At 37.3% G+C, this 18,022-nt stretch carries 20 protein-coding genes; 15 read left to right on the top strand and 5 right to left on the bottom strand.

Annotated elements, in window-relative coordinates:
• Window positions 1-25 precede the first annotated feature (25 nt).
• Genes EOJ36_RS07780 through guaB form a run of 4 tightly spaced genes read right to left on the bottom strand, consistent with a single transcriptional unit; the run spans window position 26 to window position 3,682 of the window.
• Window positions 26-532 (bottom strand): DUF5606 family protein, encoded by a 507-nt coding sequence (locus tag EOJ36_RS07780; protein WP_164847871.1) that lies wholly within the window; start codon window positions 530-532, stop codon window positions 26-28.
• Window positions 533-568: 36 nt separating this feature from the next.
• Window positions 569-1,174: a ribosome biogenesis GTP-binding protein YihA/YsxC gene (yihA, locus tag EOJ36_RS07775; protein WP_127804049.1), complete on the bottom strand. Its 606-nt coding sequence runs from the start codon at window positions 1,172-1,174 to the stop codon at window positions 569-571.
• 12 nt (window positions 1,175-1,186) lie between these two features.
• Entirely contained in the window at window positions 1,187-2,212 is a 1,026-nt protein-coding gene (hemE, locus tag EOJ36_RS07770) for a uroporphyrinogen decarboxylase (RefSeq protein ID WP_127804047.1), read from the bottom strand.
• Entirely contained in the window at window positions 2,213-3,682 is a 1,470-nt protein-coding gene (gene guaB / locus EOJ36_RS07765) for an IMP dehydrogenase (RefSeq protein WP_127804046.1), read from the bottom strand. It abuts the gene before it with no gap.
• Between the two features lie 103 nt (window positions 3,683-3,785).
• Here guaB and EOJ36_RS07760 point away from each other — a divergent pair, with 103 nt between their 5' ends.
• From EOJ36_RS07760 to EOJ36_RS07695, 14 genes are all read left to right on the top strand, one after another.
• Window positions 3,786-4,778, top strand: coding sequence for an FAD:protein FMN transferase (locus EOJ36_RS07760; protein WP_127804044.1), 993 nt, complete (start codon window positions 3,786-3,788; stop codon window positions 4,776-4,778).
• 3 nt (window positions 4,779-4,781) lie between these two features.
• Window positions 4,782-5,672 carry a formylglycine-generating enzyme family protein gene (locus tag EOJ36_RS07755; RefSeq protein ID WP_127804042.1) on the top strand — a complete coding sequence of 297 codons (891 nt, stop codon included), beginning with the start codon at window positions 4,782-4,784 and terminating at the stop codon, window positions 5,670-5,672.
• Window positions 5,673-5,696: 24 nt separating this feature from the next.
• The gene (locus EOJ36_RS07750) at window positions 5,697-7,034 is read left to right on the top strand and encodes a Gfo/Idh/MocA family protein (RefSeq protein WP_127804040.1); all 1,338 of its coding nucleotides are present in this window, start codon (window positions 5,697-5,699) and stop codon (window positions 7,032-7,034) included.
• 63 nt (window positions 7,035-7,097) lie between these two features.
• Window positions 7,098-7,466: an NADH-quinone oxidoreductase subunit A gene (locus EOJ36_RS07745; protein WP_127804038.1), complete on the top strand. Its 369-nt coding sequence runs from the start codon at window positions 7,098-7,100 to the stop codon at window positions 7,464-7,466.
• Window positions 7,467-7,499: 33 nt separating this feature from the next.
• Window positions 7,500-8,048, top strand: coding sequence for an NADH-quinone oxidoreductase subunit B (locus tag EOJ36_RS07740; protein ID WP_127804036.1), 549 nt, complete (start codon window positions 7,500-7,502; stop codon window positions 8,046-8,048).
• A gap of 6 nt (window positions 8,049-8,054) precedes the next feature.
• The gene (locus EOJ36_RS07735; protein ID WP_127804034.1) at window positions 8,055-8,564 is read left to right on the top strand and encodes an NADH-quinone oxidoreductase subunit C; all 510 of its coding nucleotides are present in this window, start codon (window positions 8,055-8,057) and stop codon (window positions 8,562-8,564) included.
• Window positions 8,565-8,576: 12 nt separating this feature from the next.
• Complete coding sequence (nuoD, locus tag EOJ36_RS07730) at window positions 8,577-9,812, top strand: NADH dehydrogenase (quinone) subunit D (protein WP_127804032.1); 1,236 nt, start codon at window positions 8,577-8,579, stop codon at window positions 9,810-9,812.
• A 9-nt stretch (window positions 9,813-9,821) separates the two neighbouring features.
• Complete coding sequence (locus EOJ36_RS07725) at window positions 9,822-10,316, top strand: NADH-quinone oxidoreductase subunit NuoE family protein (RefSeq protein ID WP_127804030.1); 495 nt, start codon at window positions 9,822-9,824, stop codon at window positions 10,314-10,316.
• Between the two features lie 6 nt (window positions 10,317-10,322).
• Window positions 10,323-11,663, top strand: a complete 1,341-nt coding sequence (gene nuoF / locus EOJ36_RS07720; RefSeq protein ID WP_127804028.1) for an NADH-quinone oxidoreductase subunit NuoF — start codon at window positions 10,323-10,325, stop codon at window positions 11,661-11,663.
• A 7-nt stretch (window positions 11,664-11,670) separates the two neighbouring features.
• Window positions 11,671-12,834, top strand: a complete 1,164-nt coding sequence (locus EOJ36_RS07715; protein WP_127804026.1) for a glycosyltransferase — start codon at window positions 11,671-11,673, stop codon at window positions 12,832-12,834.
• Window positions 12,835-12,856: 22 nt separating this feature from the next.
• Window positions 12,857-13,885 carry a 2Fe-2S iron-sulfur cluster-binding protein gene (locus tag EOJ36_RS07710; RefSeq protein ID WP_127804024.1) on the top strand — a complete coding sequence of 343 codons (1,029 nt, stop codon included), beginning with the start codon at window positions 12,857-12,859 and terminating at the stop codon, window positions 13,883-13,885.
• Between the two features lie 3 nt (window positions 13,886-13,888).
• Window positions 13,889-15,013, top strand: a complete 1,125-nt coding sequence (nuoH, locus tag EOJ36_RS07705; protein ID WP_127804022.1) for an NADH-quinone oxidoreductase subunit NuoH — start codon at window positions 13,889-13,891, stop codon at window positions 15,011-15,013.
• 1 nt (window position 15,014) lies between these two features.
• Complete coding sequence (locus EOJ36_RS07700; protein ID WP_127804021.1) at window positions 15,015-15,533, top strand: NuoI/complex I 23 kDa subunit family protein; 519 nt, start codon at window positions 15,015-15,017, stop codon at window positions 15,531-15,533.
• Between the two features lie 6 nt (window positions 15,534-15,539).
• Entirely contained in the window at window positions 15,540-16,055 is a 516-nt protein-coding gene (locus EOJ36_RS07695) for an NADH-quinone oxidoreductase subunit J family protein (RefSeq protein ID WP_127804019.1), read from the top strand.
• Between the two features lie 62 nt (window positions 16,056-16,117).
• Here the strand turns inward: EOJ36_RS07695 and EOJ36_RS07690 are convergent, their stop codons facing one another.
• The gene (locus EOJ36_RS07690; RefSeq protein ID WP_127804017.1) at window positions 16,118-16,816 is read right to left on the bottom strand and encodes a hypothetical protein; all 699 of its coding nucleotides are present in this window, start codon (window positions 16,814-16,816) and stop codon (window positions 16,118-16,120) included.
• Window positions 16,817-17,029: 213 nt separating this feature from the next.
• Between EOJ36_RS07690 and EOJ36_RS07685 the strand changes: the two genes are divergently transcribed.
• The gene (locus tag EOJ36_RS07685) at window positions 17,030-18,022 is read left to right on the top strand and encodes a sensor histidine kinase (protein WP_164847870.1); all 993 of its coding nucleotides are present in this window, start codon (window positions 17,030-17,032) and stop codon (window positions 18,020-18,022) included.

The following is an 18,022-nucleotide window of genomic DNA, read 5'->3' as shown; positions in this document are numbered from 1 at the left end:
AAAAGGAGCCAATTGGCTCCTTTTTTTATTTTTTAGCTGCTGCTTTTTTAGGCTTAGCTTCTTTTTTCTCAGCTTTCTCAGTTTTTTCTGCTTTCTCTTCTTTTTCCACTTTCACTTTCTTTTCAGGGGCAGGAAATAATTCAGGAAGGTTGTTAAATAAAATTACATACCAAGAAAGGATTTTCTTGATGTCAGAGGCATAAACTCTGTCTTGATTGTAGTTGGGAACTACAAGCTCTAATTGTCCAAATAATTCTGCATCATTTGCTTTTTTGGGATCCAATGGTAAAACTCCATTGAACTTTGCATGTAATGCAAGAAATAAATCGCCTAATGGTAAAGTGCTGTCTTGGTGGTCATCTAGGTACAAAGAAATGTCTTTTAACACTGAGATTCTAGTTTGTCCCCCAACCACAGATTTTTGTTTAGCAGCGTCTAATGTTTCAACAATAACTCCTGTACGAGTAGGTTTTAAAACTCTGTAAAGTCCACTTTTCCCAGATATATGGGCGATTTCATTTAATAATTCCATTCAATTTGTTTATTTCGATGCAAAAATAAGAATTTTTTATTTGTATGGCGAAGATTTAATTAAATCCTCAATGGATTGAAGAATTTCTTCACGTCCCAGATGTTTCTCAGCGGAAGTGATGAACATTTCTGGAAGCTCTTCCCAGGTTTCCCCTAATATTTGTTGATAGGTTTCTACTGATTCTTGAATTTGTTTGTTTGACAGCTTGTCCGCCTTTGTGAATACAACATAAAATGGTATTTGTGCCTCCCCCATTCGATTCATGAATTCTACATCAATGGGTTGAGGTTTGTGTCGGATATCTACCAAAATATATAAACAAACTAGATTCTCTCTTTTTAAAAGGTAGTCAAAAATCATTTTTTCAAATTTTTGACGAATCTCCTTACTTACCTTTGCATATCCGTATCCTGGTAAATCAACCAAAAACCAGCGATCGTTGATTAGAAAATGGTTAATTAATTGGGTTTTACCTGGTGTCTGTGAAGTTTTGGCTAATCCTTTGGTAAAGGTCAGTGAATTGATCAAAGAGGATTTTCCCACATTGGATCTTCCGATAAATGCAAATTCAGCACGATGAGGTGGGGGACACTTTTGGTATTCCGAATTACTCATCACAAATTTTGCACTTTTAATTTCCATGTTGTTTTTATTTTACCAAGATTGAACTGTATCTATGAAACAAGCAACCTTGTCTGGGTCAATATCTGGATAAACTCCATGTCCTAAATTGGCAATGGTTCTTTGTCTGCCAAATTGTTCTAACATGTGAATTGTTTCTTTTTTAATAGTAGCAAAATCTCCATATAAGGCACATGGATCTAAATTGCCTTGTAAGGTTTTTGTTGGACCAACTAATTTTCTGGACTCAGCAATGTCCATATTCCAATCCAAACCGATTGTGTTGCAATTTAATTTGCCCATTTCTTCCCGGGCAAAAAATGCGCCTTTTGAAAATAAGGTTACTGGAACTTCCTCTATTGCATCACAAATTTGACAAAGGTATTTGGTAGAGAATTCTGAGTATTGCGCTGGACTTAATATGCCAGCCCAAGAATCAAAAATCTGCAACAAATTAGCTCCTACAGCAATTTGAGATTTTAGGTATTTTATGGTTGAATCCGTTATTAATTGCAATAATTGATGAGCTAAGGCAGGTTCAGCATAAAGCATTTTCTTTGCTTGAGAAAATGTTTTGGATCCTTTGCCTTCTACCATGTAACAAAAAATGGTAAAGGGGGCACCCGCAAAACCGATTAAAGGGATTTTATTGTTTAATTCCTTTTTTACAATTTTAATTGCCTCCAATACGTAAGATAAATCTTGTTCTGGTTCAGCTAAACGAAGTTTTTCAAGATCTTTTGCTGATCGAATTACCTCAGGAAAAACGGGGCCTTTCTGTTCCTCCATTTGGTAGGGTAGTCCCATTGCCTCTGGTACTACCAAAATATCTGAAAAAATAATAGCAGCATCAACTCCAAATCGTGTTACGGGTTGAATAGTCACTTCTGCGGCTAGTTCTGGGGTAGTTGCAAGGTTGATGAAAGAACCGGCTTTGGCTCTCACTTCACGGTATTCGGGTAATATTCGACCAGCTTGTCGCATTACCCAAACGGGCACACGTTCTACAGCTTCACCTTTTGCGGCGCGAATTAATAAGTCGTTTTTTAAATTATTCATTTACTTGGCAGAGTAATTTGGAGCTTCTTTTGAAATGCTTACATCGTGTGGATGAGATTCCTTAACTCCTGCAGCAGTTATTTTAACAAATTTTGCTTTTTGCATGTTTGGAATGCTGTTAGCACCACAATAGCCCATACCAGCTTTTAAACCACCTACCATTTGGTATAGGATTTCAACAACTGAGCCTTTGAAAGGTACGCGACCTACAATTCCCTCGGGAACTAATTTTTTGATATCATCTTCAGCATCTTGGAAATAACGATCTTTAGAACCATCTTCCATGGCTTCTAATGAACCCATTCCCCGATATGATTTGAATTTTCTTCCTTCTAAAATAATCATTTCACCTGGCGCCTCTTCCGTTCCGGCCAACATAGAACCGATCATCACAGTACTAGCTCCACCAGCAATTGCTTTGGCAATATCTCCAGAATAACGAATTCCTCCGTCGGCAATAACTGGTACATTGTATTTTTCAGTTGCTTTAGCTGCTTCATATACTGCAGTTAATTGAGGCATTCCAACACCAGCTATGATACGAGTTGTACAAATACTACCTGGTCCTACACCCACTTTTACTGCATCAGCACCAGCCTCGGCTAATGCCTTTGCGGCTTCACCTGTGGCAATATTTCCAACAATCACATCCAAGTTTGGAAATTCTTTTTTAACGGATTTCAAGGCATTAATAACGCCTAATGAGTGTCCATGGGCGGTATCAATACTAACCACATCCACACCCACTTGTACTAAGGCACGAACTCTGTCTAATAAATCGTGTGTTACTCCAACAGCTGCACCTACACGTAAACGTCCCAGAGAATCCTTAGAAGCTAAAGGGTGACTTTTACGCTTTAAAATATCCTTATACGTAATTAATCCGATTAATTTTCCAGATTTATCAACAATAGGTAATTTTTCGATTTTATGTTCTTGTAAAATGCTTTCTGCAGATTCCATGCTGATTCCTTCAGTAGCAGTAATTAGATTTTCCTTGGTCATGATTTCTGAGATTTTCAAGGAAGCATCTTTTTGGAAACGAAGGTCGCGATTAGTTAAAATACCTACTAATATACCTGCGCTATTGATTACTGGGATTCCACCGATTTTATTTTCTTTCATCAAACGCTGGGCATCGCCAATGTTTTGTGAATCGTTTAAAGTAATTGGATCAATGATCATTCCTGATTCAGATCTTTTTACCTTTCTAACTTGAGCAGCTTGTTTTTCAATACTCATGTTTTTGTGGATAATTCCAATTCCACCTTCTTGTGCCATGGCAATTGCCAAGTCAGCTTCGGTAACTGTATCCATTGCTGCTGAAACGATTGGCGTGTTTAGCAAAATGTTTTTTGTCAGTCGAGTTTGAGTGCTTACTTCACGGGGTAAAACCTCAGAATAGGCAGGCAATAACAATACGTCATCGTAGGTTAAAGCTTCAAAAAGGAATTTGGATGTATCTAACATGGCAAATAATTTGTATTGGGTAATGGTACTAATGTTGATGTAGGGAAATCATACCCTTATTTGCAGGACAAAATTACGAAAAAAAAATTGTAATTTTTCGAATATGATGAAAAAATTAACTTTCTGTACTATTTTGTTAGTTTTCTTATGTAATACCGGGTTTACTCAATTTAAAAAGTATGATTTTGAAACAGGTAAGATGGGTTCGCCCTTTAAAATTATTGTTTCAACGGCAGATTCCACAGGTTTAGCTAAGGTTGTAGGAGAGGCTTTTTCTTATGCTGAGGATTTAGAAAATCAATTAAGTGATTATCGGGCTACTTCGGATGTATCAATCGTTAATAAATTGGCGGGAACGGGACATTTTTATGCCATAAAAAAGCAATTTAAAGCTATTCTTATTGAATCCTTAGAAGCTAAGAATTTATCCCAGGGTCGATTAAATGTGTTTGCAGGTAAATTGGTTCAGGAGTGGAGGAAATCCAGAAAAAACAAAATTTTACCGGACTCTCTGATGCTTGCTCGAATGAGTAAGGATATCGCCGGAGACTGTATTGAATTTTCAAAAGATAGTTCCTCGATTCGTTTAATAAATTCTACTTGTCAAATAGATTTTGGGTCAATTGGGAAAGGTTTTGTTGCTCAAGAGGTGGTGAATTTTTTAGTAAAAAGTGGATTTCCTCAGGTACTTGTTGATGCAGGTGGTAAAATAGTTTGCACGCAAGTAAACGAAAATGGGGAAAAATGGAAGGTGGGATTAGAGTTGCCTCAAAGTAAAGAACTTGCAGACAAACTCATCTTAGTTAGTAATTCTGCCATTGCAAGTTCAGGAAATACCTACCAAACTCTTTCATTAAATGGGAAGGTGTATTCACATGTGTTAGACCCTACAACGGGTTGGGCACTTGAGCATTCAAAATCAGCAACTGTACTTTCAGATGATGGTGCAAGAGCAGATTGGATAGCCACAGCTGCAACAATTGTACCAATTGAATTATTAAAAGAAATTATTGGTAAATTTAAAGATTTGAAAATTTTGGTTTGGCAAAAAAATGCCGGTAAATTAGAAATCAATTTTAATAATAACCTATTATAAAGAATGAATTTTGTTTATTTAAGAGTTTTATGCATTGTTCTTGGGCTTTTTTTATGCATTCAATTGTATGCTCAATCGAATAAAAACTATGTTCAACAAATTCCTGGTACATTAGTAAAATTTGAAATGATTGCTGTTCCCTCGGGAAAAATAGACAATCAGTCGATGAGTGCTTTTTGGATTGGAAAAACTGAGGTAACTTATGATGAATACCAATTGTTTTTTGAAGAAGAAAGAGATCCTGAACCCAAGCCACCTATCGAGGGTCCCGATGCAATTACGCGGCCAAGTCCACCTTACATTGATTTTACTTTGGGGATGGGAAAAGTAGGAGGATTCCCCGCTAATTCCATGCAACAGTTTGCAGCATTAATGTATTGTAAGTGGTTGTATGCCAAAACAAATGTTTTTTACAGACTTCCTACGGAAGCCGAATGGGAATATGCCTATGACTTGGGTACCCAAGGTGCTGCGATTTCTAATGTAATGAATGAGGCTTGGTTCGAGGAAAATTCAGGAAATAAATACAGAAAAGTGGCTCAAAAATTGCCTAATGCTTTAGGTATTTATGATATGATGGGTAATGTCTCGGAATGGGTATTGGATCATTATCAAGCAAAAAAATCCACATTGCCACCTAATCAGGCTGTATTTATTGAAAAGGATGCTGATGCCTTGGTAAAAGGAGGAAATTTTAGGTCGCCCAAATCAGAACTAACAAAAGGTTTTCGACAGGCTGCAGATCCAATTTGGAATAGGAGAGATCCACAAATCCCTAAAAGTAAATGGTGGAATGCAGACTCTCCATTTGTTGGATTTAGGGTGCTTAGACCTGAGAAGCAACCTAGTAAAGAGGAAATTAATGCGTTTTTTTCAAAATATTTAGATGAATAAATAAAAACCTTTAAAACTATATCTATGAAAAATTCAAGAAGAGATTTTATGAAAAAATCTAGTTTAATTACTAGTAGTTTAACGATTGCTCCTTGGTTATCCAATGTTAGTTTTTCGCAGAGCAATGTGAATGATACCATTAAGGTAGCACTAATAGGATGCGGTGGGCGTGGTACGGGTGCAATTGTACAGGCATTGTCAACTAAGGAGAATATTCAATTGGTTGCGATGGCAGATGTTTTTAAGGATAGACTAGACGGATGTTATAAGAGCATAATGACCTCTAAGGTAAAAGATAAATCGCCTAAGGAAATTATGGTTAACCAGAAGGTTAAAGTTTCCGAAGATCATAAATTTGTAGGATTTGACGCTTATAAAAAAGCCATGGAATTGGCTGATGTGGTAATATTATCTACTCCTCCTGGATTTAGACCTATTCATTTTGAGGAAGCTGTAAAGCAAGGCAAGCAGATATTTATGGAAAAGCCTGTTGCCACAGATCCTGCAGGAGTTCAAAGAGTTTTGGCTGCTGCTAAAATTGCCAAGGAGAAAAAATTAAATGTGGTGGTAGGATTGCAAAGACATTACCAAAATTCATACAGAGAGTTGATGAAGCGGGTTCAGGATGGACAGATTGGCGAAATTGTTTCTGCTTCCTGTTGGTGGAACAATGATGGTGTTTGGGTAAAACCAAGAACCGCAGGTCAAACTGAAATGGAATACCAATTACGTAACTGGTATTATTTCAATTGGATTTGTGGGGATCATATTACTGAGCAACATATCCATAATATAGATGTAATAAATTGGGCAAAAAACGGATATCCTGTACGTGCTAGAGGAACAGGCGGAAGAGAAGTGAGAAAAGGAAAAAATTATGGGGAGATATTCGATCATCACTTAGTTGAATTTGAATATGCAGACGGGACAATTTTGAATAGCCAATGTCGTCACATACCTGGAACTTGGACCAAAGTAGATGAACTTTTAGTCGGGACTAAAGGGAAGGTGGAATTTGATGCGGCAAAAATTTTAGATTCAAAAGGAAATCTGAAATTTGGGTATGATAAAAAAACATTGGAAAATAATCCTTATCAAACAGAGCATGATGAATTATGGGCCGAAGTTGCCGCTGGAAATTATAAGTTTGCTGATGCAGAAAATGGGGCTTATTCTACAATGACATCCATTTTAGGAAGAATGGCAACCTATTCCGGACAGGAGATTGAATGGGATGCTGCAATTAATTCGGGTTTAAGTTTGGCACCTTCTCAATTCACTTGGGATGCTGAAATGCCATTGAAGCCAGATGAGAACGGATTGTATCCAGTGGCTGTCCCTGGAAAAACAAAGTATTTTTAATGAAAAAACTTCATATTTGAATTTTAGTGAGTAAATTGCGTCTTGATTTAAGATAAGATTTTTATGAATTACCAACCTTCTGATTTTTTGCCAATCTTTGTTCAATTGGCAGCGGCTATGGGTTTCATTGTTTTTACAATGATTGTAACTCATATTCTAGGCCCAAGAAGAAGCACGAAATTAAAAGATGAGGCATTTGAGTGTGGTATTGAGTCACAAGGTGATGCCCGTACCCCAATCTCAATCAAGTATTTTTTAGTGGCTATTTTATTTGTCTTGTTCGACATTGAAATTGTGTTTATGTACCCATGGGCTGTAAATTTCAAGCAATTGTCATGGACAGGTTTCTGGGAAATGGCTGTTTTTATGGGCTTGTTATTGGCAGGTTTCGTTTATGTGATTAAGAAAGGAATTTTAAAGTGGGAGAAATAATCCCTATTTATTAAGACAAAGTAAATTCAAAATATGAGTAATTCAGATATCCAGTTGGCAGAAGCGCCTCCAGGAATTGAGGGGCAAGGATTTTTTGCAACCAGTTTAGACCATTTAGTGGGTATGGCGAGGTCAAACTCTTTGTGGCCTTTGCCCTTTGCTACTTCCTGTTGCGGAATTGAGTTCATGGCAACCATGGCCGCACATTACGATATTTCTCGTTTTGGTTCAGAGCGTATGAGTTTTTCGGCTCGCCAAGCAGACGTGTTAATGGTAATGGGAACCATTTCCAAGAAAATGGCTCCGGTTGTTAAGCAAGTTTATTTACAAATGGCAGAACCTCGTTGGGTGTTGTCTGTAGGTGCTTGTGCATGCTCTGGAGGTATATTTGATACCTATTCTGTATTGCAAGGTATTGATCGTGTAATTCCAGTGGATGTTTATGTTCCAGGTTGTCCACCACGTCCAGAACAAATTTTAGAAGGATTTATGCAAATTCAGGAATTGGCGAAAAATGAATCGACTCGTCGTCGCCATACTCCCGAATATAAAGCTTTATTAGCCTCTTATGGCATTGAATAATTGAAGATGGAGAAGATTACAAATCAACAAATCATCGCAGACCTTCAATCGCAATTTGGGGAAACTGCTATTTATGGAATTGGTGAATCGCATGGTATTTTGCAGGTGACAGTAGGAACAGATACAATTGTTCCCCTGATTCATTATTTATACCAACATTCTGCATTTAAATTTCAGTTTTTAACCGATTTGGCTGGAATTCATTTTCCAGATGCAAAAGGTCAAGAATTAGGTGTGATATACCATTTGCACAGCTTGGAAAACAATGTGCGTATTTGGATTAAAGCGTATGCACCTATCGAAAATCCAGTTTTTCCTACCATTACAGGGCTTTATGCTACTGCCAACTGGATGGAAAGAGAAGCCTTTGATTTCTATGGAATCATTTTTGAGGGTCATCCCAATTTAAAGCGTATTTTGAATATGGACGAAATGGATTACTTCCCAATGCGTAAGGAATATCCAGTGGAAGATGCTACGCGTCATGATAAAATTGATGAATTATTCGGTAGATAAGACGGAAAAGATATGTCGGAAATAAGTTTAGTAAATAATCCTAATGTAGGTATCGACAAAACGGCAACAGGTGGTCCTTATGTAAATGAGTTAACAACCTTGAACCTGGGTCCTACACACCCTGCAACACATGGTATCTTCCAGAATATCCTAACCATGGATGGAGAAACAATTGTAGATGCAGAGCAAACAGTAGGGTACATACATCGAGCATTTGAAAAAATTGCAGAAAGAAAACCCTTATACCAAATTACCACCTTGACTGACCGAATGAATTATTGTTCGGCTCCCATCAACAACATGGGATGGCACATGACTGTGGAAAAATTGTTAGGTATTGAGGTACCTAAGAGAGCACAATACATGCGTGTGATTATGATGGAATTGGCACGTATTGCTGATCACATCATTTGTAATTCAGTTTTGGCAGTAGATACTGGTGCATTAACGGGTTTTTTATATATTTTTCAGTGGAGAGAATTTATCTATGAAATCTACGAAGAATTGTGTGGAGCACGATTGACTACGAATATGGGTCGTTTTGGAGGAATGGAAAGAGATTTTTCTCCAGTAGCGATTGAAAAAATAAATAAGGTAATAGAAGGCCTTCCCAAGGTTTTAAAGGAATTTGAAGGCTTAGTAATGCGTAATAGAATCTTTATGGATCGTACGCAAAACGTGGGAGGTATTTCAGCAGAAAGAGCTTTGAACTACGGATTTACAGGACCCAATCTACGTGCTGCCGGAGTTGATTACGACGTTCGTGTGATGAATCCTTATTCATCGTATGAAGATTTTGAATTTGAGGTGCCTGTTGGAACGAAAGGAGACACCTATGATCGCTTCTTGGTTCGCCAGGAGGAGATGTGGCAAAGTCTGCGAATTATTGAACAGGCAATGAAAAATTTGCCTGAAGGTCCTTTCCATGCAGATGCTCCGCATTATTATTTACCAGAAAAGCAAGATGTTTATAAAAACATGGAAGCTTTGATTTACCATTTTAAAATCATTATGGGTGAGATAGATGCACCCGTAGGGGAAGTATATCATTCTGTAGAAGGTGGAAATGGTGAGTTAGGATTTTACTTATTGTCAGATGGAGGAAGAAGTCCTTACCGTTTGAAATTTAGAAGACCTTGTTTTATTTATTATCAGGCATTCCCAGAAATGATTAAAGGAACAACTTTGTCAGATGCCATCGTTACGATGTCGTCAATGAATGTGATTGCAGGAGAATTAGATACATAATTGAAAAGGATGGAAGCGAAAACACAGGTAGCCTTTCCGGCAGAGACCTTAGAATTAGTTAAAAGAATTATTGCCCGTTATCCGGAGGGAAAACAGAAATCGGCTTTGTTGCCAATTTTACATCTTGCACAAGCTGAGTGGAGATGGTGTAGTCCGGAGGTAATGGACTATGTGGCAAGCTTGTTAAATATTCAACCAGTGGAGGTTTATGAAGTGGCGACATTTTATACCATGTTTCATTTGGAGCCAGTGGGTGAGCATGTGATTGAATATTGCAGAACGGGTCCTTGTTGCTTAATGGGTGGGGTAGAAGTATATGACCACTTGAAAAAAAGATTGGGTATTGAAACGGGTGAAACAACTGCTGATGGAAAGTTTACTATCAAAGAAGTTGAGTGTTTGGCTGCATGTGGCTGGGGACCTGTATTTCAAATCCGTGAAAAATATTACATGCACCTTACCAAAGAAAAGGTGGATCAAATTATTGATGAATTAGGAAAATAAGTTCGAATGAAAATATTAACTGAACATATTGATGTCCCCAATATTGAAACAATCGATGTTTTTATGAAGCACGGTGGTTATCAAGCAGTAACTAAGGCATTGAAAAATATGAGTCCGGATGAGGTAACGGAAGAAGTGAAAAAGTCCGGATTGAGAGGTCGTGGTGGTGCAGGATTTCCAGTAGGAATGAAGTGGTCTTTTTTGGCAAAGCCAGAAGGGGTACCTCGTTACTTGGTTTGTAATGCGGATGAATCGGAGCCAGGGACCTTCAAAGACCATTATTTGATGGCAAAAAGTCCTCATACTTTAATTGAAGGAATGATTGTATCGTCCTTCGCTTTAGGTGCCAACACGTCTTATATATATGTAAGAGGTGAATTGATGTATGTGATCCATATTTTGGAAAAAGCCATTCAAGAGGCTTATGATAAAGGATTTTTGGGGAAGAATATTTTAGGTTCAGGTTATGATTTGGATTTATATGTTCAACCTGGTGGAGGAGCTTATATCTGTGGTGAAGAGACAGCCTTATTGGAATCTTTAGAAGGTAAAAGAGGAAATCCTAGAAACAAACCACCATTCCCAGCAGTAAAAGGATTGTGGCAATGCCCAACAGTTGTTAATAATGTTGAATCTATATCTGCGACTTCTTGGATTGTAAATAACGGTGGCGATGCCTATGCAGCTATAGGAGAAGGAAGAAGCACAGGAACGAAATTGATTTCGGTTTCAGGACATGTGAAAAAGCCAGGTGTTTATGAAATTCCTTTAGGTATCACTGTTGAAGATTTTATTTTTTCAGAGGAATGGTGTGGAGGCATACGAGATGGTCATAAACTAAAAGCAGTAATTGCTGGAGGAAGTTCTGTACCTATTTTACCTGCAGAATTAATTTTGACTACTGCCAATGGAGAGAAAAGAAGAATGACGTATGAGTCACTTTCTGATGGTGGATTTGCAACAGGAACCATGTTAGGTTCTGGCGGATTTATTGTAATGGATGAAACTACTTGTATCGTTCATAATACCTTAACCTTTGCAAGTTTTTATCATCATGAATCTTGTGGACAATGTTCTCCGTGTAGAGAGGGTACAGGTTGGATGGACAAGGTGTTGCACCGAATAGAAAGTGGAGAAGGTAGAAAAGAGGATGTAGATTTATTGGTGGATGTAGCCAAAAAAATTGAAGGGAATACAATTTGTCCACTAGGAGATGCCGCTTCTTGGCCGGTAGCAGCAGCTATTAGACATTTTAGGGATGAATTTGAATGGCATATTGAGCACCCAGAATTGGCAACAAAACCAGGAGCTGTTTATATGAGACCCGGCGCTAGTTGGTCTAATTAATTTTGATATGTCTAAAAAGATTTTGTTTATAGGCCATGATGCAAACCGAGCTGGAGCACAGCTTGTGTTATTGAATTGGCTTAAAGAACAAAAGAAAAGAGGTATTGAGAATTATTTGTTGTTGGAAAGAGGAGGAGTACTTTTGCAACAATACCAAAAATATGCCAAAGTTTGGGTTTGGCAGGTTGAGCGAGATAAAGGAAATAAAATTTTAAAGAAAATACCTTTTCTCAAACGAGAGGAAATGGTGATTGAAGAACCATCCAGAGAGGAAATCGCCATATTGATTCGGGAACTTCGAAAGGAACGTTTTGAGTTAATTATTGGCAATACGGTAGCCTCCTTGAATGTCATGCAGAAAATTCAAGGTTTGCGTGCAAATCTTGCTTGCTATGTGCATGAATTAGATTTTTCATTGTCTATGTATGCTTCTGAGGCTGATTTGAAATTTTTAGCCGAAAAAGTGAAACATATTTGGGTGGTGTCTAAAAAAGTAGGAGATGTTCTTCAAAAAAGGTGCCAAATAAATGAAAATAAAATAACACTATTGTCGCCAATGGTGGAGTTCTCTAAGAATCCAAAGGCAAAATCTGCTGAGATATTGCGAATGGAATTGGAAATTCCGGAGGAAGCAAAAGTAGTTTTTGGTTGTGGTTTGGCCGAATGGAGAAAGGGAACGGATGTATTTATCCGAGTTGCCAGAATGTTGATTAAGAAAAGTCCTGATTTGCATTTTGTGTGGTTGGGTATTAGTGATAATTTATTTTCTGAAGAAATTAAAGCTGAAATTCGAAAGTTTGATACTGACGGAAAAATACATTTGGTGCCAGTAAAATCTGATGCTAGACCATATTTTGAGTTGGCAGATATATTTTTCTTGTCTTCACGTGAAGATCCATTCCCTTTGGTAATGTTGGAGGCGGCTTCCATTGGATTACAAATAGTTGGATTTAGAGGAACAGGGGGGATTGAAGATTTTTCAGAAGGCTTGGAAAATGTGTTAGTGGAAAATTTAGAAGAAAACGATGCAGCTGAATTAATTTGGCAACAATTGAATATTTCTCAGAAACAAAAAGAAGAAATTTCAAATGAATTAAAACAACGAGTGAAAGGGTATGAATTGCAATCATTTGTAGCTCGTTGGGAAAAAATAGAAAGTGAGTTAGTTTAAATAAGGTTATAAAGAAACAAATATGAAAGTTACCATAGACAATATAACCATTGAGGTAGAAGCAGGTACAACGATCATGCAGGCCGCAAGGAAAATTGGCCCGGAGGTTGCCCCGCCTGCAATGTGCTATTATGAGCCATTAAAGTCCTCAGGTGGAAAATGTCGTGCCTGTTTGGTTAAGGTTACTGCAGGTTCTGAAAAAGACCCTCGACCAATGCCTAAATTAGTTCCAGCTTGTATTACGCAGGTTCAAGATGGGATGATTGTTGAAAATGCAATCAATGAGCAGGTAATTGAAACAAGAAAAGGAGTAGTGGAGTTTTTGTTGTTAAATCACCCACTAGATTGCCCTGTTTGTGACCAAGCAGGAGAATGCCATTTACAAGACTTTTCTTTTGAACATGGCGTTGCCTCAACGCGTACCGTAGAAGAGAGAAATACATTTGAGGAAACAGATTTAGGACCTCATATTAAATTGAATAAAAATCGTTGTATTTTGTGTTACCGTTGTGTTTATACAGCTGACCAAATTACAGACGGACGTGTTCATGGGGTTATGCACCGTGGAGACCATGCCGAAATTTCCACTTATATCGAACAAGCAGTAGATAATGATTTCTCAGGAAACATGATTGATGTTTGTCCGGTTGGAGCATTAACAGATAAAACCTATCGTTTCAAAAGTCGTGTTTGGTTCTCCAAGCCAGTAGATGCACATTGTAGTTGCGATAAATGCTCGGGAAATGTGATTTTATGGTATCGTGGAGATGAAGTCATTCGCGTTACTTCCCGTAAAAATGAGTGGGGTGAATCCTTAGAATTTATTTGTAACACATGTCGTTTTGATCGGAAAAAGACCTCTGATTGGACGATTGAAGGACCATCTAAGATTTCAAGAAACTCAGTCATTTCTGCAAATAAATATGGTGCAAATTTGATTCGTCCTGCTTTTCCAATTCAACATGCTGCTCAGAATTTCAAGCAAATTGAAGATGATAGAGACAGAAGCTTTTTGAATATTCCAACATCTTTACCAGCAGCTGAAAAATAAACTATGGAACCTACAAATACATTATTTATGGCTAAAGCTGTTATTATCCTAGTGGTGTTTGCAATCACTTTAGGAGTCGCAGCTTATTCTACATACTTCGAAAGAAAAATTGCAGCTTTTATGCAAGACCGTGTGGGTCCAGATAGAGCGGGTCCTTTCGGAATTTTACAACCTTTAGCAGATGCGGTTAAAATGTTCATGAAGGAAGATTTTATTCCTTCTCATGCCAATAAGTGGTTGTTTATCATGGGGCCTTGTTTGTCTATGTTAACAGCTCTAATGACTTCAGCAGTTATTCCATTTGGTGATACTGTAACCGTTGCCGGAGTAACATTTGATTTACAAGGAATTGACGTGAATATCGGAATTTTATGGGTATTTGGAATCGTTTCTTTGGGCGTTTATGGGATTTTAATTGGTGGTTGGGCATCCAATAACAAATATGCTTTGTTGGGTGGTATACGTGCTGCATCACAGAATATTTCCTATGAATTGGCTATGGGACTTTCCATCATTGCCATTTTGATGTTCTCTGGCTCGCTTTCCACCAAAACAATTGTGGAGGCACAACAAAATGGACATTGGAATATTTTTTACCAACCGCTCGGATTCATCATTTTCATTGTTTGCGCTTTTGCCGAGTGTAATAGAACACCATTTGACTTGCCAGAATGCGAAACTGAATTAATTGGTGGATACCATACAGAATACTCTTCCATGAAATTAGGTTTTTACCTATTTGCAGAATACATCAACATGTTCATTTCTGGAGCTGTAATGGCAACCTTGTTCTTCGGAGGTTATGATTATCCAGGTTATGAGTTCGTAGCAAATAAATTGGGTGAAACTCCGGCTGCCTTCATTGGTGCGGGCGCCTTAATTGGTAAAGCATTATTCTTTGTATTTGTATTTATGTGGGTGCGTTGGACTTTACCTCGTTTCCGCTATGATCAATTAATGAATTTAGGATGGACAGGTTTAATCCCTCTATCTATTTATAACGTTTTAGTAACAGGCATTGGTATCTTGTCTGGTCAGCCAATTATTGCAGGTATAGCTGGATTTGTTTTGTTGATCTTAGGACTGATCATTTATGACCAATTAACTGTAAAGAAAAAAATTGCCTAATATGAAATTAACGAATAGAACTAAAGTTTTGGAGCAAGGTGAAATGACCTTGGCAGAGCGTTTGTACTTTCCGGCAATTGTGGGAGGTATGGCTACTACCTTGAAACACTTTTTCCAAAAACCTGTAACCATTAAATATCCTGAACAACAAAGATATTTAGGACCAATTTATCGCGGTCACCATATTTTGAAACGTGATGAAAATGGTGCTGAAAGATGTACAGCTTGTGGACTTTGCGCAGTTGCTTGTCCGGCTGAAGCCATTTCAATGGTTGCAGGAGAAAGAAAGGCAGGAGAAGAAAATATGTATCGTGAAGAGAAATATGCGCAGGTTTATGAAATCAATATGTTGCGTTGTATTTTCTGTGGCTTGTGTGAAGAGGCTTGTCCAAAGCAGGCAATTTACCTACGTCATGATAAAATTGTTCCAGCCTTCCTTGAAAGAGATGAGGTTATTTACGGAAAAGATAAATTAGTTGAAAAAATGGACCAACGCTATTTACGCGACGGTTGGAAATAAAAAAATATGGAAGTTTCAAATTATTGGTATTTTCTTTCTGGATTAACGCTTTTGAGCGCATTGATGGTTGTACTTTCAAAAAATCCTATTCATAGTGTATTGTATTTGGTATTTACATTCTTTTGTATTTCCGGACATTATGTGTTGTTAAATGCACAATTTTTAATGGCTGTAAATATCATTGTTTATGCCGGTGCTATTATGGTTTTATTTCTTTTTGTGATCATGATGTTTGATTTGAAAAAGAATATTCCAGATTCTAAAACCAACCTAACCAAATTGGCAGGTACGGTTGTAGCAGGTTCTGTATTGGTTATTTTGGTAGCTGCTTTTAGAACTATTCAATATCCTACCCCAGACGAATCAACTTTTAACCCTAACAATGGGATGGTTGAAAATCTAGGAAAGGTACTTTATTCAGAGTATTTATTGCCATTTGAATTGGTAACAGTTCTTTTCTTTGTAGCCATGGTGGGCTCGGTTATGCTGGGCAAGCGAGAGGTCGGAGATCGGAATTTCTAGAAGATATAAAACAAAAAAATAGCCGGTCACCCGGCTATTTTTGTTTATTAAGAGTAGAAAGGTTATTTCTTGATTTTTTTGTTGAAAACGCCAAACTTGAATCCAAATTGTCCAGAAACTCCTTGAATATCCGAATTAGCATTTTCTCCGAAAGCAAAACGGTAATTAAGGCCTCCAAACAACTTTGCATATTTAAATAAATTTACTTCTAAATTTATACCGGGTTGTACGCCTAGTGATTTTAAATAATGTCTATTGAAATCATTTCTGCCGTACATGTTATCGACAAAATCATAGACAGGTTGACCTGTTGGGTCTATTCTGTTTTGAATATATGCCAAAGGGTCTTCTTGGGCAATAGTACCTATCATTAATGGGAAACTTAAATGTACCAAAGCATTTGCTTTCGGTGTATATTCTAAATTCAAACCCATGAAATGTTGGCGAAGTTCAGGGCCATAAGCACCAATCATTGGAGTATTGTTTCTTTTTGTTGAAAACAAACCTGCCATACCAATTGAAAGTTTATTGTTGGCATGGAAAGAAACCTGAAATCCAGATTGTGATCCCATGGATCCAAATTGAGCCATTGGCCCAGCTGAAATTCCCCAAGATTTCAATTTGCTTCCAACCCCAACTAGCGTTTTCATTTCATCTTTTTTATGACTTACTTTAACAGTGTCCGATAATTGTACTAAATTGGCAGAAACTGAATGTGTAAACAGAGTTCCGACAAGCATCACTAAGGCTAATTTTTTCATTTGTATTAGGTGTTAAATTTTTACAAATCTAAAAAAGAAATATGTTTATCATAGGCCATGTGGACAAATTAGGTTATTGTGGAGATGTAACCTTTTTCTAAATTGACTTAAATAGGTAGTTTTGTATAGAATAAATCAATTATGTGGCAAGTTTGGAGTTCCCGAAGAACCATTACAACTTTTAAAATATTATTCAATCTCATACTTTGGAGTATGTGGATTGGGCTTCCACTTTTAAGTCCAGTACACCAACCCCATGAGAATACCCATCCACATCCGCATGCAAGTCCAGAATTTTCGGAACATATTTACATTGAATTGTCAGTTGTTGTTCCTCTTTTTTATTGGATTACCTTATTTTTAGTACCAAAAATATTTAAAACGAGAGGCGTGTTTTTCTACTTGGGCGGATTGGTTTTATCTGTACTTGCCTTTTTTTACTTGGAATCTTTCATTCAAACTTACGTGATTCAATTTGAACATGATGAACGAAATATTTTAGGGCCTCAAGGTTTATTTCCTTTAGTGCTTATAGCTGGGATTGGTTCAACCTATGGACTTTTGCTTGAGTTTATTAAAATTCAAGCCATTAAAGCAGAAGAAACTCAAGAGCAATTGAAATCGGAATTGTCTTTTTTGAGATCACAAATAAGTCCCCATTTTATTTTCAATGTGCTAAACAGTATTGTTTATTTGGTGAGGACCAAGGCACATCAAGAAGCCGAATCGGTGACCTTGAAATTGTCTTCTTTGATGCGGTATATGTTATATGATTCAGATCAAACGATGATACCATTGGGCAAGGAATTGGATTATTTGAAAAATTATATTGATTTGCAAAAGGTTAGATTTGGCGAGGATGTAGAAATTAGTTTTAAAGAAAATGGGATTGTTCGGGCCTGCATGATTGAGCCGATGTTGCTAATTCCTTTTGTGGAAAATGCATTTAAACATGGAATTAATCAAGTTTTGAACCCTAAAATTGAGATATTTTTTTCGATTGAAGATGGAGATTTGGAATTTATTGTTCAGAACCAAAAGGGAGTAACGCATAATGATTCTCAGGAGCCGAGCTCAGGAATTGGTTTGAAAAATGTGAGCAGGCGATTGCAATTACTTTATCCTGAAAAACATACCTTGGAAATTTGCGAAAAGGGTGAAGATTTTAGAGTTAAGTTAAATATGACTTTAGACAAAAAGATTTAA

Origin of the sequence: Sandaracinomonas limnophila (assembly GCF_004005965.1) — a bacterium.
Classification (GTDB): Bacteria; Bacteroidota; Bacteroidia; order Cytophagales; family Spirosomataceae; genus Sandaracinomonas; species Sandaracinomonas limnophila.
The sequence above is the reverse complement of the archived record's forward strand: the minus strand, read 5'-3'. Positions and strand labels throughout refer to the sequence as shown.